The following is a 15,444-nucleotide window of genomic DNA, read 5'->3' as shown; positions in this document are numbered from 1 at the left end:
AAATGATACCCTGTGGCAGTGATCGAGTCGGCCGGGCTGCGGGCGCGCAAGAAGCTACGAACGCGGGACGCCATCGCGGACGCGGCGATCTCCCTGTTTCTGGCGCGCGGGTTCGACCACGTGTCGGTGTCCGACATCGCCGCTGCGGCCGAAGTGTCGAAGCCGACGCTGTTCCGCTACTTCCCGACCAAGGAAGACCTGGTCCTGCACCGTTTTGCCGACCACAAGGGCGAGGCCGCCCGTGTCGTCGACAGCCGAGGGCCCGATGTTTCCCCGATGACAGCCCTGCACCGGCACTTCCGGGCGGGCCTCGATCGTTTCGAGCCGGTCACCGGCCTCAACGACCATCCCGAGGTGATCGCCTTTCACCGGCTGGTATTCGCCACCGCGAGCCTGACGGGGCGACTCACGCAGTACCAGCTCGACGACGAGGCCGCACTGGCCGCCGCCCTCGGCTCGGGCATCGCAGGGCGACTGCAGGCCGCCCAGGTGGTCGCCGTTCAACGCGTACTCGCCCGGACCAACTGGCAGAAGATCGCCGACGGGCGGACCGCACACGATGTGCAGCCCGAGGCGATCGCCGACGCCGACCACGCCTTCGCCCAACTGAGCCACGGCAGTTCCTAGTCCGTCACGCCGGCAGCGATCCCGCACGCTCCGCGAGTCGCCGGCACACCGGAACGTCAGGCTGTTCAGTGGGTGCCGGACGCCAGGCCCGCTACGTCACCTGGTTCGCTCGATGACGCCGGCGATGCCGAAGCCGTTGGGCGAGGCGGCCCCGCTACCCCAGAAGGACGAGGTGCCCGGGACGTTCGCCAGGGCGTCGAGGCTCGGGTCGTTGCCGCCGACCTTCGGTCCGTACGCCACACTCCACCGGCCGCCGGTGTAGCGCAGCAACAGCGTGCCCGGGTACTCGATGTACGGCGGGATCGGATTCGTGCCGCTGATCCACACGTTGCCGTTCGCGTCACCGGCGACGGCGTACGCCCAGCCGGCGGGTGCAGGTCCGGCCACCCGCTGCCACGTCCCGCCGTCCCAGTGCAGGATGACCGGCTTGGGAGCGGAGTCGTAGTCCTGGGTGCCGACCGCCCAGGCGTCGGTCGACGAACGAGCCCACACACCGGTCAGCTGGGTGCTGGGAACCGATGGCAACGCCGCCACCCGCCACACGCCACCGACCCGCTGCACGATCGTCGGCTCCGGGTAGGGGGCGTCGGCGACGTACCTGTCACCGGCGGCGAAGATGCTGCCGTCCCGGGTGCTCGAGACCACTCGCAGGACACCGTTGTACTGCTCCGTCCCCGGTACCGCCACCCGGTTGAACTGACCGGTGTCGCCTTCGACGACGAGAGGCCGGGAGCCGTCGTGGCCGACCAGCACCGCCCGTCCCCCGCCGGTGGCCGCCACGTCCAGCAACGCCGAGGGCCCTGTCGAGGTCCCCAACGGCGCGTGTGCCGTCCAGGTCTGGCCGTTGAAGTGCCCGGCGTACGACTGGCCGCGATCCCCGATGCCCACCGTCCAGACGTCCCCGGCGCTCGCCGCATCCACCTTGTACAGCACGAACGCCTCGTGCGGCAGTCGCCGCTCCGTCCACGCCTGCCCGTTCCACTGCAACAGCGCGTAGGGCTCGTCGATCGAGTATCCGGTGTAGGTCGACGCCTGGTAGCCGACCGACCAGGCATTGTCCGGGCCGGTGGCGACCACGTCGGTCAACCGGCTGTCCGGGATCAGCGGCGGCACCGTCGCCCTCCACGTCGACCCGGTGGCGGCCACGACCGTCGTCGCCGGCAGGAACGATGCGCCTGCTGCCACCGTGGCGAGCGTCGCCGCCGACAGCCAGCTCCGTGCCAGTGATCCCATAACGGCCCTCTTCCTCGATTGGTAGCTGGCCTTCAGCGTCGCGCTCGTCAATGGCTCACGCGCGCCCGATTCGCCTTCGGTAACGAAGGCGTAAGAACGTCGATGCGGGTACCGCTGCGTCCTGACCGGCCAATCCCGTCGTCACGGTGGCGTGGTGCTGGTGACCGGTGCGCCCCTGGACCGCGGTTCACCAGGTCAGCGGTTCCGGCTTCCCGCCCTCCAGGTTGAGATACGCCGAAAGCTCGGCGCCACGCTGAGGCTCGGTGGCCGAGTCGGCGGGCGGCTGCAGCCCGAGACCGGTGTAGAGCAGGCGCCGGTGCGCGGTCACCGTGGCTTCGACACCGTCCAGGTATTCGAACGTGGCGGACCGCAGCCGGCCGGACGTGGTGCGCACAGCGATCACCCAGGCCGCGACGAGGAGCACTGTGCACACGATGCGGGGCGTCGCCTGGAGACGACCGGTCCAGATCAGGGGCAGCCAGACGATTGCGGCACAACTCAGTACCCACTGCTGGACCAGACCCAGCACCGTCGCGCTGCTGGCCGCCAGCCGCTTGTACGTCTCGTCCGGAAGCACCTCGAGCAGCACCGGCCAGCAGACGGCCAGATCCAGGCCGTACGCGTCGAGAACGCGCCGCAGCGCCGCGGCCCGGGCGTTGCCGATCCGGGTCGGCGCCAGGGCGTCGTGGTCGTCCGGACCGGCCACCGGCGGAAACCGCTGCCGCTCCGGATCGTCGCGCTCGGCGGTGGCCCGACCCACGGCGCGCAGGCGACGAGCCATCTGCGCCCGGCGTCGCCTCGCGAGCCAGGCGCGGCCGACGGCGTGATCCGGCCACTCGCCGCCGATCAGCGCGAGCACCCGCCCGGCGGCCGCGCTCAGCAGCGAGGCGGTTCCGATGACCAGCACCGCGGCCAGCACGATCAGCACCACGTCACCGGCCGATCCGTTGGCGTGCGCCCAGCACGCGAGATCGCGCCGGCGGGCGCACGTGTCGGTGTGCAGCAGATCGGATCGGCCGAGCAGCAACAGACCAGCCCCGAGCAGCCAGAACAGCAGCGCCGAGCCGAGCAGGTAGGACTTCCACCGCGCGGCGAGCGTGTTCGTCATCGAACCGACGAGTGGGCTCACGGTCAGTCGGCCAGCATGAGCTGCGTGCGGGAGTGCCACGGGTTCGGGCAGTGGTCCTGCTGGGCCGGGTGGAACCGGTCACCCCAGGTCTCGTAGCCGCAGGCCGGCACCGGGCAGGTCCAGCGGCGGGACGGGCGCCGGCGATCGGCCGTGGGGGCGATGATCTCACCCCGTGCGCCGGTCGGCGCGGCGTGCCGCCGCCGGTACAGCGCCCGCAGTTCAGGGTTCTGCCCGAGCAGGCTCTGGGCGCGCAGGACGAACGCCTCCGGATCGGCGCCCTGATCGGCGAGCAGTGCGGTCAGTTGATCGCGCGCCGAGGACGGCAGGGTGTCGAACTCAGGGTCTTCGGCGAGCTCGGCCAGCCGATGACGCCACAGCTCCACATCGGAATGTGCGGCGTGGATCGGGTCGGACGCCCGCTCATCCGTCATGCCGACACTCTCGCATTGTTCCGCCACACCGGACTGTCAGATGACCGACGACCAAATGGATACCGGCCATTCGTCCGTTGACCATTTTTCGGCCACCCCGAAACCATGGTGGCATGGATCAGACCTCCTCCCCGCCGCCCTCGTCCGTCGGACACCGGCGCCGCCCGTGACCGCCGGTTGCGTCGACGTTCACCTGACGCTCCAGCCGGGTCCTCCGGGCACCATCGCGGTGACCATCGCGGTGCCCGACAACGGTCTGATTCCGCCGTGGAAAGACGACTATCTCCTGGCGGACACGCCGGCGGTCCTCGAGGAGTACGTGTCCGATGTGGTCACGTTCGCCGAGAGCGACCAACCGCAGGACCTCACCAGACCCGGGGATCTGTACGAGAATCTCTTGTTCGCCGGCGCAGTCCGCACGAAGTTCGCCGAGATGCGCCGAACTCTCGCCGGTCGCGCCCGGATCCGTGTTCTGCTCACCGGCGCCGCGGAGATCGTCGACCGCAAGTGGGAGGCAGCGCCGATCCCGCGCGTCCTCGGTGGCTTCACCGTCCTGGGGCAGGAGCCGGACGTGTCCCTGGTGCGGGTCGTGGACGGCCCGGCCTCGCGATCGCGTGCGGTGCCGAGCAGGCGGGTCGTGGTGGCCACCGCCACCGACCTGTCCGGCCCCCACCTGCTGCCCGACGGTGAGTCGGTGACCCTCCGCACGGCATCCGGTCGGGCGCCCCGAGACGCCGCGTTGATCCGGGAGGCGCTGCAACCGGCTCGCTTCGAGGTGGTGACCCTCGACGGCGTGACCAAACAGCGGCTCCGCAGCGCGCTGATCGACCGGAGCTATGCGGTCGTCTTCTGCGGCCACCACGTCGCGGCGCCGGCGCCCGGGCTGCTGGTGCACGCCGACGACGAGGACGCTCCCGCGACTGCCGAACTGCTGGAGCACAACTGGGTGGCGGCCAACGTCACCGACGCGAAGCCGGCCCTGGCCGTGCTGGTCGCCTGCGGCAGCGGTGAGCCGGTCGGCCCGTACGGCTCACTCGCCCGGCGGCTGGCCGAGGGTGGGGTCCCGCTCGTGGTGGGCATCTACGGCACGGTCAGCCACTACGACGCCGAGCAGTTCATCGCCACGTTCTTCGAACAGCTGGTGCTGGGAACCCCGGCCGACCTGGCCGTGGCCGGAGCCCGTTCGGGGTTCAGCCGGCACGACGCGCTTCCCGTCCTGTACACGCACGGCCTTGCCTTCCTGGACCAACGGGCGCCCGCGCCGGAACTGCCGACGCCGGACACCTACCAGACCTGGGCGCTGACCCGGTCCTGGTCACCGGGCACCTCCGCCCTGCCCGTCGACGACGCTCGGCGGGTCGGCCTCGACCTGATCTGCACCCTGGACCGCGGACCGGCAACAGTCGTGCTGGCGGACGCGAAACGTCGCAGCCGCGCTCTCGGTGACGCGCTCACCGCGGCCGAGGAGACATTCCAGCACGAGGCCACCCGTCAGCGGCGTACGTTCGCGCGCCGTCGCTGGTACGAGTACGAGGCGGCCAACAACATTCCGGACACCGTGGAAACCTGGCTCCAGCTTGCCGGAAACCCGCCAGCGCTCCGCGCTGTCCTGGAGAGCCGCCCCGACGGCGCGACTCTCGGCCTCGTCGTGACCGCCGAGACGCCCGCGGCCCAGTGGGAATACGGCGGTGAGTGGGCGAAGCGGATCGCGATGTTCGCCGCGTTCCGCGACGCCGAGCTGCCCGGGGCGGCGCTGGTGCTGCGGATCGTCTCCCCGGAGCCGCTCGACGCGGTGCTGGCCGCCCAGGACGTCGCCGCCCGCCTCGACGGGCAGCGCGTCGAGTTGCTGTGCCACGTCCTTCCGTGGACCACCAGCCGGGTGCAGCGTGCCAGATCCGTGCTGCTGCCCGGTGACGGCCCGGCCGGCTTCGGCGCCGCTGTGGCCGAGGTCCGGCAGCGGTACGGCCTCGACGCCCCGACGCCGCCGGTCGCCGGGGGCAGCCGGCCCACACCGATCGCCGCCGCCGTTCAGGCCCTGGTCGCCGCGGTGAACGCGGACTCGCCGGGACTCGCCGCCGAGGTCGGTCTGCTGCTGGACGTACGCGACTGGTTGCGCGACTGCTACGAGCCGCTGCTCGCCGCGTACGCCCGGGACCGCGCCGGGCCCGGCCGGTACGCCGCGCTGATCGCCGCCGCCGCGACGGACGACCACCTGGATCATTGGCTCGACGAAGCCATCAAGGCCGGTCGTCCGCCCCTGCCCGACGAGGCGCCCGCCCACGCCATGCGCACCGAGGTGGTCGACGCCCTGCTCTGGGCACTGCGCCGACGCCGGCCCAGCGACGCCGCGACCCGGGACCTGCTCGAGAGCTGGCTTGAGCTGCGGGACGGCGAATCGGTCCAGCGGCTGATCGCCACCCCGCAGGCGGAATTCGGGAACGGCCGCTGGGCCGAGGAGGATCCCGCGGTCGTCCGCCGCTGGGCCCGTGCGGTGCGGCTGGGCCCGGAGCACCTGGCCGGCGCGTTCCCGGACCGGCCCGGCTACTGGGCGGCGCTGTCGCAGATGCCGCTCAAACCCGAACTGGTCGAGCGGGTGCTCGCGCTCGACCCGCCCTTCCCGCTGGTCGTCGGTCTCTCGAACACCACGGGTTCCACCGGGGCCGACGTCACGGACGCCGACCTCGTCGCCGTGCTCCGGCACGCCTACCTGCCGCCGAACCGACCCGAGAGAGCGTGACCATGCTGCTCGCCGACTGGCACTTCTGCTGTTCCATCCGCCTCCAGCCGAGCGACACCCGGGCGTACCTGTCGCTGTTGGAGGTGCTGCGATCACCGCACGCACGGTCGACAATGGTGCAGTTGGCGGCCGGCCGGATCGCCACGATCGAGCGGCTGCAGCAGGTCTACGCGATTCCGGCGCTGGTGGACGCGGCGCGGCGCTGCACGGACGCCGCGACGGCCGAGCATCTCGCCGCCGCCCTGACGGCCACGATCGGCCCGGAGGCGCCGCCGGCGCTGGTGCACCTGCTCCGCCGGCTCGGCGCGGCCACCGAGCAGGAGATCGTCGAGGCGCTGTCCGCCGTACCTGTCGCGCCACCGGCCACCGGGCCGGCCCAGGGCACCCGCCTCCACCTCGACCTGCCGGGCCGAGCGACCGACGTCGCGGTACTCGCGCTCCTGCGCAGTGCCGCCGAGGCCGCGCCCCGGGCGGTCGCGGCCCACCTCGAGCAGCAGCCGGACTACGTCGAGGCGGTACTCGACGGCGAGCTGGGCCGGCTGCCGCAGCTGATCGCGATGGAGGCCGCGGGCGCTTCCGGGACGGACGGCGCCAAGCTGGTCGCCCGGCTGCTCGGCACGTCCGGCAACAGCGGCCTGGCTCAGCCCGACGTGCTCGAGACCATGGCCCGGCTGCTGTTCGCCGCGCGGACGGCGGACGGTCGCGACACCGCCACGGTCGTGGCGGACATCGAGCGGGAGGCGGTCGGCTTCCGGCGCCTCGACGTCCTGCACAGGCGCGTCGGCGGGCCGCCACGGGCCGACGCGTTCGCCTGGCTGCGTGGCGAGCCGGAGCCCCTGCTCGGCAGGCTGCTCTGGCAGACGGTTCTGTGGCAGGTCGCGGCGGAAGTGGATCCGGCGTCGCTGGCGACCCGGCTGAGCCGATGGTGGAACGCCCCGCCGTTCGCCGGTCCCAAACGCGGCAAGGGCCCGGCCCGGGTGTGGCTGCCGTGTGACTCGTCGGAGCTGAAGAGGTTCCAGGCGGCGATCGGGGATCTGCTCCGACTCCGGATGCCGCCCGGCGCCGAGGCCGGTGAGATCGAGGTCAGGTCGGGCGACCACGACCGGATGCCGGTGCCGACGGCGAGCCTGCTGTTCTCACCCTGGCTGCACCGCCGCGACGCCGTCTTCAACCCGATGGCCGTCCGCGACCAGGCCGAGGACGGCAACAGGCGCAAGCACACGGTCGCCGATGGCACGTTCCCGCATCTCGGCGACAAGTCCGCCCTGGTGCGCCTGTTCGGCGCGATCTCGGTGGCCGGCACCCTGCTGGCCGCCACCGGACCGCAGCCGCCGGCGTACCTGGTCGACCTGATGGTGCACGCGGCGGACGTGCTGGGCGGGTACCGCCTGCGGACCCACCTCGGCAACCGGGAGTCGCTGGACGCGGCAGGCGACGACGACGCCTTCCTCAACGGCCCGATGACCGGCCTCGCCCTGTACACGCAGGACTTCCTGCGCCGCATCGGCAGCGGCGAGGCGACCGCCGGAGCCGACGGCGACGCGCGACCGTCGCTGCCGCCCGCCCTGGTCGCCGAACGGTTGCGGCAGACCGTCCGGTACGAGCCCGGCGACCGGGGCAAACGGCTGGTCGGCACCCATCCGCAGCAGGCACTCAACCTGTTCCAGGAGGCGGCGACGATGGTCGTCACGCACTGGGCCTACGAGGCGTACTCCGGGCAGGTCGACGTCCCCGTCCGGGCGGCGTCGGCGGCCTGGTACGCCGGCACGGACGGGCCCACGCCCGCCGAACAGATGATCGCGCTCGCCATGACCGAGATGTGGCAGTACAACCCGGCGACCGCGTCGCGGCGGCTCCTCGAACCGGCGACCCTCGCGCTGGAGGCGTTCCCATCGCTCTTCGACGCGGTCAACCGCGCGGAGTGGGACTGGCTGGACTCGTTCGTCGAGGGCCGCAAGGTCGGCACCCGGCAGGTGCTGCTCGCGCCCAACCTGAAGGTCGACGAATGGCAGCGGGTCACCATCCCCGAGCCCGGTCCGCTGGTCACGGTCGACCTCGCCATGATGACGCTGCGGCTGGAGGCGTTGCTCGCCGACGGCCGGGCCGTGGGCGAGCACGCGGACTGGATCGCCGAGTGGAGCCGGCGCGTGTCCCGGTTGAACGAGCCCAAGAACCTGCCCCGGGACATCCGCCGTCGGATGCTCGACCTGCTGGACGTGCCGGTCGCCGAGCAGAACGACGCCACGGTACGCCAGGTCCAGGAGCTGGTGATCGACGCGGTGGCCGAGTTCTCGGTCAACGCGCCGCGCTATCTCGACCTGCTCGTCGCCAAGCTGACCGGTGTGCTGCCGATCGGCGAGTCGACCACGGCGAAGCTGCGTCAGCGGCTGTTCCGTGCGCTGCTGAACAGCACCGGCGAGCGTGCGGCGACGGCCAGCCCGTGGAGTGGGTACGCCCAGTCGATCGGCGCCGCGCAGCGCACCCAACTTCTGGAGCGTTTCGTCGCCCGGGTGGGGATGACCACGGGGCAACCGCTGACGACCTCGCCCGCGCAGTGGCAGTTCCACCGCGGCGGGGCGTTGGTGCCGGCGGCCGCCACCCAGGCGTACGACCCGCGGTTGGTCGCCGCGGTGTTGCAGCACGGCTACGAGTTGGCGCAGGTGCCGATGAACGTCTCCCTCACCACCTTCGGGTCGTACCGAATCCCGCGGGGTGACGCCGTCGACCTGTTCGCCGCCGACGCGCGCCGTGAGGAGCGGCTGCCGGCCGGGCGGGCCTGGGTCAGCGGCATCGTGGCGGCGGCCGAGCGGCGGCAGAACGAGCGGCGCGTCCTGGTCAACTGCGGGTTGGGTGGCAGCCCGCCCGGCTTCGCGACGAACCTGTCGCTGGAGATCGGCGACCTGGTCGCCGTGCAGCTCGACAGCGGGACGATCCGGGCGGTGGAACGCCTGCACACACGGCCGCCGGCACCGGACGAGGTCCGCAAGGCCGACTTCACCATCCGGGCCGACGTGGTGAGCCTGGCGGTCGCGGGCCAACACTCCCTGCGAACGGTGTACCAGCACCGCCGCGGCATCTCGCTGCCCGCGTTGGTACACGACTACTGGGACCCCGACATCTCCGCGTCGTACCACCGCAGCACCGAGGTCACCGGATCGACGATGGTGCGATGGGACGAGGAGCACCAGGTATGGCTGCCCACGGACCGATCTTTCGCCCATTTCCTGAGCGCCGAGCTGACCGCCGCCGCGCCGGCGACCACTGTGGTGCTCATCGAGCGGGTGATGACGCACGGCGGCGAGGCGTGGCGGGTCTGCACCAGCCCAGGCGCGGTGTATCTGCTGGCCGCCGCCGTCTGGACACCGGCCGCCCGCGCTCGCCTGGCCGACTGGCGGCTGGCCCGGCAGCAGCGCGAGGAACTCGACGGCAGCGGCGGCGAGACCGACGACAACGGTCTGCTGATCCATGTCCGCCTTGGCGGCGCCGCCGACGGTCACCCGCAGCTCGACCTGGCCGACGAGCCGCCGGCCGGGTCGCGGGAGCGGTGGCGCGACCTCGCGCCGGGGCCGTTCGACGACCGCAACCTGCGCTGGCGGCAGATGTTCGCCACGACTGACGTGCACGTGGCGACCTGGAACGGCACCGAGTGGACCATGTCGACCGGCATACCGGAGATCGCCGAGAGCGTGGTGATCCGCAGCCCGCTCGACGGCGGCGCAAGCCGGTCGATGGCGTTCGAGCTGTATCCGCACAGCTGGAACAGCGCCAGTCAGCGCACCGGAGTGGTGCGCGGCCGCACCACTCTGGAGTCGCGCTTGGACGATTTCGCCGATCCGGGTGACCGGTTCGCGTCGTTGCGTTACGTCCAGGAAGGCGACGTCTTCGACATCAAACCGGTCAACGGGCGCGACGTCCAGGCGTCGCTCAAGGGACACACCCTGGACGGGTTGCCCGTCGAGATCGACTTCGACTCGCTCACCATGGACGCCACCCTGGCCGACGGTCTGGCCGCCGGCCGGACGGTGGTCGTACGGTCGATCCGCACCAGGCCGGCGGACCACCGCCAGGACCCGGTCCCGGTCAGCACCGAGGTCCTCGAGAGCACGATGCGCGAGGCGGACCGGGGACGGCTCACTCAGCTCGAGGGCCCTCGTCGCAACGTGGCGGGGCTCGCCGCACGGGTCCTGTACGGAGCCACGAGGGACGTGTGCGGCGTCTGGCTCGAGGACCACTCCGGCGACGCCTTCTACTGCGAGGCGCCGATGACCGCCTTCTCGGCGCTGCCCCGGCGGCCCGGCGATCCGGTGTGGGCCGTTCACCACGCGGGTGGGTGGTCGTTCGAGGCGACCCCGCGCCTGGTGAACGTCCGGGCGCTGTGGTCGACGCGGTTCATCGGATCGGATCAGGTGACCGGCACGGCGCTGTATCTCGGAACAACGCAGCTGCCGCCGGTGGCGATCGGCGATCTGATCCAGCGCACCGAGACCGCCGAGGTCCTCATCGCGACGCCGGGCCGGACGACCCGCCGACATCTGGAGGCACTGTCCGGCCGCCGGCGCCTGGACGTGCCGCCCGGTGCCGGCCGAGTGGAGTCCACCTGGGAGTTCCCCGACGGCGGCACCCGCCGGAGCCGGGTCCGTCTCCGGCTCGCGGGCAACCGGTACCTGTACGGGCAGGCGGACGTCGGAGCCTTCGGCCGCACCGGGGACAGCTGGGCCGACCTGCGGATCACCGCCGAGCCGCACGATCTGGCGGACGGTACCAGCATGGTCGACATCCGCCGGACGTTCCTGCCGGGCCGCTGGACGGTGCGGACCGCGCCGGACCGCTCGAACGACGACCACCGCCTCCGCGACCGGTTCGAGGCCTGGGAGCAGGGAAGCAACCGGCACGTCACCGGCAGGCTGCGCGGTGTACGCGCCGAACTCGACGGGCTGCACGTCCCCCTGCACACCGCCGACTCCGCGGTGTCGTGGACCGCCGAGGTGCCGCTGCCGGCGACGGATACGCCGTGGGTGCCCGGGCGGGACGACTACCTCGCCTCGGATGCCCGGTTCCTGCTGAGCCGGGACCCCTCGACGCAGCAGTGGCAGGCGTCGTACCGCGACGCCGCGCCGCTGACCGTGGAACAGCTGGCCCGCCGGCTCGGCCACGGAGGCGGCAGCGCGGGCACCGCTCGTTTCCCGCGCCGGATGTACTTCGCCGGGCTCGACGAGTCGGGCGCCTACCGGTTCGAGTGGGGGTACGGCTGGACCGTGCTGGCGCCCGCCAACTGCGTCCGGGCCGGATCGCAGTACGCCCCGTCGCTGTTCTACGGCGACCGCGTCGAGGCGGTCTCCTTCGAGCGGGTGACCGGTGACGACGGCGCCGAGCGACTGGTCCTCGCGATCGACCCGGCCGATCTGTGGTGGGAGATCGAGCACCAGATCTGGAGCGACGACGCCAAGGCCGTGCAACTGGTGACAGCGGTGGTCGACCCGGTGGCCCGCACCGTCGACGTCCGGAGCGCGATGGTGCGCAACGACAGGATGACCAGCGGATCCCAGCTGTCACCGGCCGCCCGGGAACGCCGGCTACGCAACGCCCGCTTCGACCGGGCCTCGGTCGAACGGATCATCGCCGCGTTGCCCGCCGCCGCGCGCGACAGCACCCAGCCGTACGAGACGACCCTGCTCGCCGAGGTGGACCGTGGCGCGCAACCCAGCGCCGACCAGCCGTACCTCTCGTTCTCGTTCCTCACCCCCAACGGTGGGCGCGAGCGAGGGCTGCGGCCCGGGCACCGGGTGCTGATGGAGTCGGGCCGGATCCAGCGCGGCGGCTTCGGCGACTTCCGCAACGACATCTACGTGTCGTTCCGCTTCTCCGACGACGTCCTCGGCGCCGCCGACGAGCCGATCGAGGTACGGGTCTACCGGCGCTACTTCTCCTATCGGGAGGCGACGCTGCGCAACGCGCTGGAGCGTCAGGAGGCGAACGAGCCGACCGAGGTGCCGAGCCGGATGTGGGTGTCGCTCGACCGCTCCCCGAACGGCACGTCCGGGCGGGTGTGGCGAGGCGACACGATCCTGGTGCCGCCACGGCGGTCGGAGACCCTGAACACGTGGCTGGCGGCCCACTCGACTGCGGTCTTCGCCACGGTCGGCAAGACGTGGCCCGACGGCCGCGTCGTCGTCGAGCTCAGCCCTGGCGTGCTCGCCCAGTTGGTCGCCGACTCCCGTACGACCCGAGGGTTGCAGAAGGGGGACATCGTCACGCTGCGCTGGGCGGGCGACCGCGTGGTGGTGACTCCGGCCGTGTCGGCGGACGCGTCGTTCGTCGACGGTGCCGGCCGGCCGGCGACGCTGCTGCCGATGGACAATCTGCTCCGCCGACCGGCGGAGTATGCCCAGAACGGCGGCACGTTCACAGTGGTGTCGCTGCCGAACCAGCCGGTGCAGGGCGGCCGGCACACGGCGTCGCTGATGAGCAGGGACCACCCGAAGCTCGCCGTGATCAAGGCCCACGCCGGCGGGAAGGCAGTCATCGACGCCACCGACGGGATCCGCGCGGCCACGGTCGGGGTCGACGGCGACGATCAGCCCGTGCTCACCGCCGTGTCCGCAGACGCGCCCGAGCCACCGCCGGTGGTCGGTTGGCACCGGTTGTCCTTCGCCGACCGGCCGACCAGCCGGATCGCCCGGCACTGTCGCGCCGGCCGGTGGCAGTACCACGACCTCAGCACCGGAAGCTGGACCGAACTGCCCGACGGCGGCCTGACCACGAGAGCGCAGGAACTGCCGGCCCGCGCGACGCCGGCGAACGACCCGCTGTTCTTCGACGACCGGTGGTCGCTGCGCTACCACCCCGAGGACCTGCGCAGGTACGCGTACCCGGCGATCCAGCTGATCGAGGACGGCGCCGCCGGCCAGGTGCGTACCTTCCCGGTCGCCGGGGTGCTCGACGGCGGGCACGGCATCTGGGTGGAGCTCGCGCCGGGCCGGGTCGTCGAGGTGCCCGGCAGCATCCTGCGCGCCCCCGGCACCCCGACGAGTCTGGAGAAGTTCTGCTGGCGGGACGTGTCGCCGGGCGACGAGGTGACCCTGCGTACCGTGATGTCCTCCCCGCTCGCCCTCAAACCGCTGGATCTCGTCGCGTGGTCGCCCGGCCCGCGCGGTTACCTGGGCCGCAACCGCGCGCTGCTCGTGGTCACCGGGCACGATGTCGAGGCCGGCAGCATCACCCTGGCCGGCGGGAACTGGCAGCTCACCTACCCGGCGGACGGGGACCTCCAGCTCCGGCTGCCGGTCGGCAGCTACTGCTGGCTGGACCGGGACAACGAGCTCACCCCCGCCACCGCAGCCGACCTGCCGGAGCGCGGCGACGTCCTACTGGTGACCTGGCGGTCCGGTGAGGTGAGCGCGGCCGGCCTTCCGCACCTGCGGTGCGAACCCGCCGAACTCACCACCGACAACCGGACGACCTGGCTGTCGGAGGCGCTCAGCCGGCCCGCGGACCGGGCACGCATCCTGGACGCCGTCGGCGGTTACCTCCCGGTTCGCGTGCTGGATCGCGACGGGACGACAGCACGGGTGACGCCCGTGACGGCCCGCACGGCCTCCACGTCGGGGCAGATCGTGCAGTTGCGGGTGCTCGGTGGCCTCGGCAACGGCCAGGTGCTGGCCCAACACGGCCGGGCACTGCTGAGCGTCGAGCTGAAGGCGATGCTGCCCGGCCTGCCCGGCCGGCTGGCACCGGACGTGATCGCCTGGCTGCGCGACAGCCGCACACCGGTGTGGATGCACGTCGACACCCGCCAGCGGCTGCTGTCCGGCGCTCGGGCGACGGCGTACGGCACCGACGCCCGGGTCGAACCGATGACCGTCGTCGGCGACGAGACGGCCCCGGAGGGCATCGTCTGCCGCGACACGTCGTCGCTGGCCCTGCGCTGGCTGCCCGCCCAGCAGTGTTCGTGGGCGACCGGCCTGACCGCCTCCGCGTTGCGGACCGCCATCGTGGAGCACCACACCGCGGAGGAGCCGCTGCACGTGGTGGTCCGGGACAACGCCACCGTGTCGGTGACGATGACGCCAGACGCGGCGCACCGGCGGGCGCAGCTGACCCCCGGCAGCGCCGTGCGGGCCGTGCTGATCGCGCCACTACAGCCGCTGGACGACCTGCACCGGCGCTACCTGGCCCGCCTCTACCCGGAGGGTCAGCTCGCCGAACTGGTCTCCGAGGGTGACCTGCGAGTCGGGGCCGACGCGGCGCCGATGCCGATGCTCGTCACGCAGCGGTCCGTGCCGCAGCGGACCCTGAGTCTGGTCCAGGCGGGCAAGCAGCGCACCAGGCTCGACATCTGCGGGTGGATGGCCGAGTCGCTTGGCGGCACCGCCGTGCCGGCGCGGTTCGCGGCGTACGTGGACGCCGGTTCCGCGCCGGCGAGCCGCCCCGTCGTCGAGCCGGAGTACGAGGCCGACCTGGCGGTCCTGCGGGAGTTCGGTGCGCAGGAGCGGTCACCCGGTGCCGCACCGGCACCGCTGCCCGCCCTGGTGTCCTGGCTGGAGAAGTACGGCCCCGCGCTGTTCGACGGTGCCACCCGCCCGGCCGAGATCGATCTGGCACCGGCGCTGGCCGCGGTGCTACTGCTGCGCCGGCTCGGTCAGGACGGCAACGGACTCGCCAGCCGCCAGGCGGTGCACCTGACCCGCCGGCTCGGCGCGTGCGCCGCACGGTCGCTGCACCTGGGCCCGCTCGCGAAGTACCTGCACGATCCGTCGGCGCGAGCCACGGCGGGCGGTCAGCTGGAGCGCCTGACCGCCGTCGACCTGCGCGGCCTCGACGTCACCGGGAAACCGGATCTGCGTTTCGCCGGCTCGCTGCGCGAAAACCAGGTCAGCGAGCTCAAGGCGTTCTGCCGCGGTGTCATTGGCCGCTCGGCGGGCCGGGTGGCGGAGCAGGACGTCGTCAAGCTCGCCGCAGCGCTGCTGGCAGCCGTCGGCGACGCCGAATACGCCGACCTGCTCATCGGCGTCAAGGACTGGCAGCTGACCCGGCTCGCCGCACTGGGGCGTGCGCTGACGCCGAACACCGTCGACTTCGTCGCCCAACCGCACTTGGAGGAAGCGCAGGCGCGGCTGCTGCGGAGAATCCTGCAGCGCACCCTCGGGGACGGATTGCCCACGACGATGCTCGTCGCGCCCTACCAGCCGATCGACGACCGGGAGCGCGACTATGCCCGGCGCCTGCTGGACTGGATGAAGGAAGCGACCTGATGATCAGGACTCGCCGGTCCATGCCGTAGGCATCCG

General features: G+C 72.3%; 6 protein-coding genes. 3 read left to right on the top strand and 3 right to left on the bottom strand.

Annotation, left to right across the window (positions count from 1 at the left end; translation table 11 throughout):
• Window positions 1–18 precede the first annotated feature (18 nt).
• Window positions 19–627, top strand: coding sequence for a TetR family transcriptional regulator (locus AB0B97_RS00710; protein WP_357489455.1), 609 nt, complete (start codon window positions 19–21; stop codon window positions 625–627).
• Window positions 628–723: 96 nt separating this feature from the next.
• Here AB0B97_RS00710 and AB0B97_RS00705 read toward each other — a convergent pair whose 3' ends face one another.
• The 3 genes from AB0B97_RS00705 to AB0B97_RS00695 form a co-directional block, all read right to left on the bottom strand.
• Complete coding sequence (locus tag AB0B97_RS00705; protein ID WP_357489453.1) at window positions 724–1,860, bottom strand: hypothetical protein; 1,137 nt, start codon at window positions 1,858–1,860, stop codon at window positions 724–726.
• Between the two features lie 187 nt (window positions 1,861–2,047).
• Window positions 2,048–2,968: a hypothetical protein gene (locus AB0B97_RS00700; RefSeq protein ID WP_357489451.1), complete on the bottom strand. Its 921-nt coding sequence runs from the start codon at window positions 2,966–2,968 to the stop codon at window positions 2,048–2,050.
• Between the two features lie 23 nt (window positions 2,969–2,991).
• The gene (locus tag AB0B97_RS00695) at window positions 2,992–3,420 is read right to left on the bottom strand and encodes a hypothetical protein (RefSeq protein WP_357489449.1); all 429 of its coding nucleotides are present in this window, start codon (window positions 3,418–3,420) and stop codon (window positions 2,992–2,994) included.
• 229 nt (window positions 3,421–3,649) lie between these two features.
• Here AB0B97_RS00695 and AB0B97_RS00690 point away from each other — a divergent pair, with 229 nt between their 5' ends.
• Both AB0B97_RS00690 and AB0B97_RS00685 read left to right on the top strand, forming a co-directional pair.
• On the top strand, window positions 3,650–6,157 hold the full coding sequence (locus AB0B97_RS00690) for a CHAT domain-containing protein (protein ID WP_357489447.1): 2,508 nt from the start codon (window positions 3,650–3,652) through the stop codon (window positions 6,155–6,157).
• A complete protein-coding gene (locus AB0B97_RS00685; RefSeq protein WP_357489445.1) occupies window positions 6,154–15,408 on the top strand; it encodes a hypothetical protein in 9,255 nt (3,084 codons plus the stop codon). The genes AB0B97_RS00690 and AB0B97_RS00685 overlap by 4 nt, the downstream gene beginning before the upstream one ends.
• The last annotated feature ends 36 nt before the right edge of the window (window positions 15,409–15,444 follow it).

This window comes from Micromonospora sp. NPDC049004 (genome assembly GCF_040649315.1).
In the GTDB taxonomy this organism is placed as follows: Bacteria; Actinomycetota; Actinomycetes; order Mycobacteriales; family Micromonosporaceae; genus Micromonospora.
Note: the sequence above shows the minus strand (reverse complement) of the source record. Positions and strands in the feature narration are given on the sequence as shown.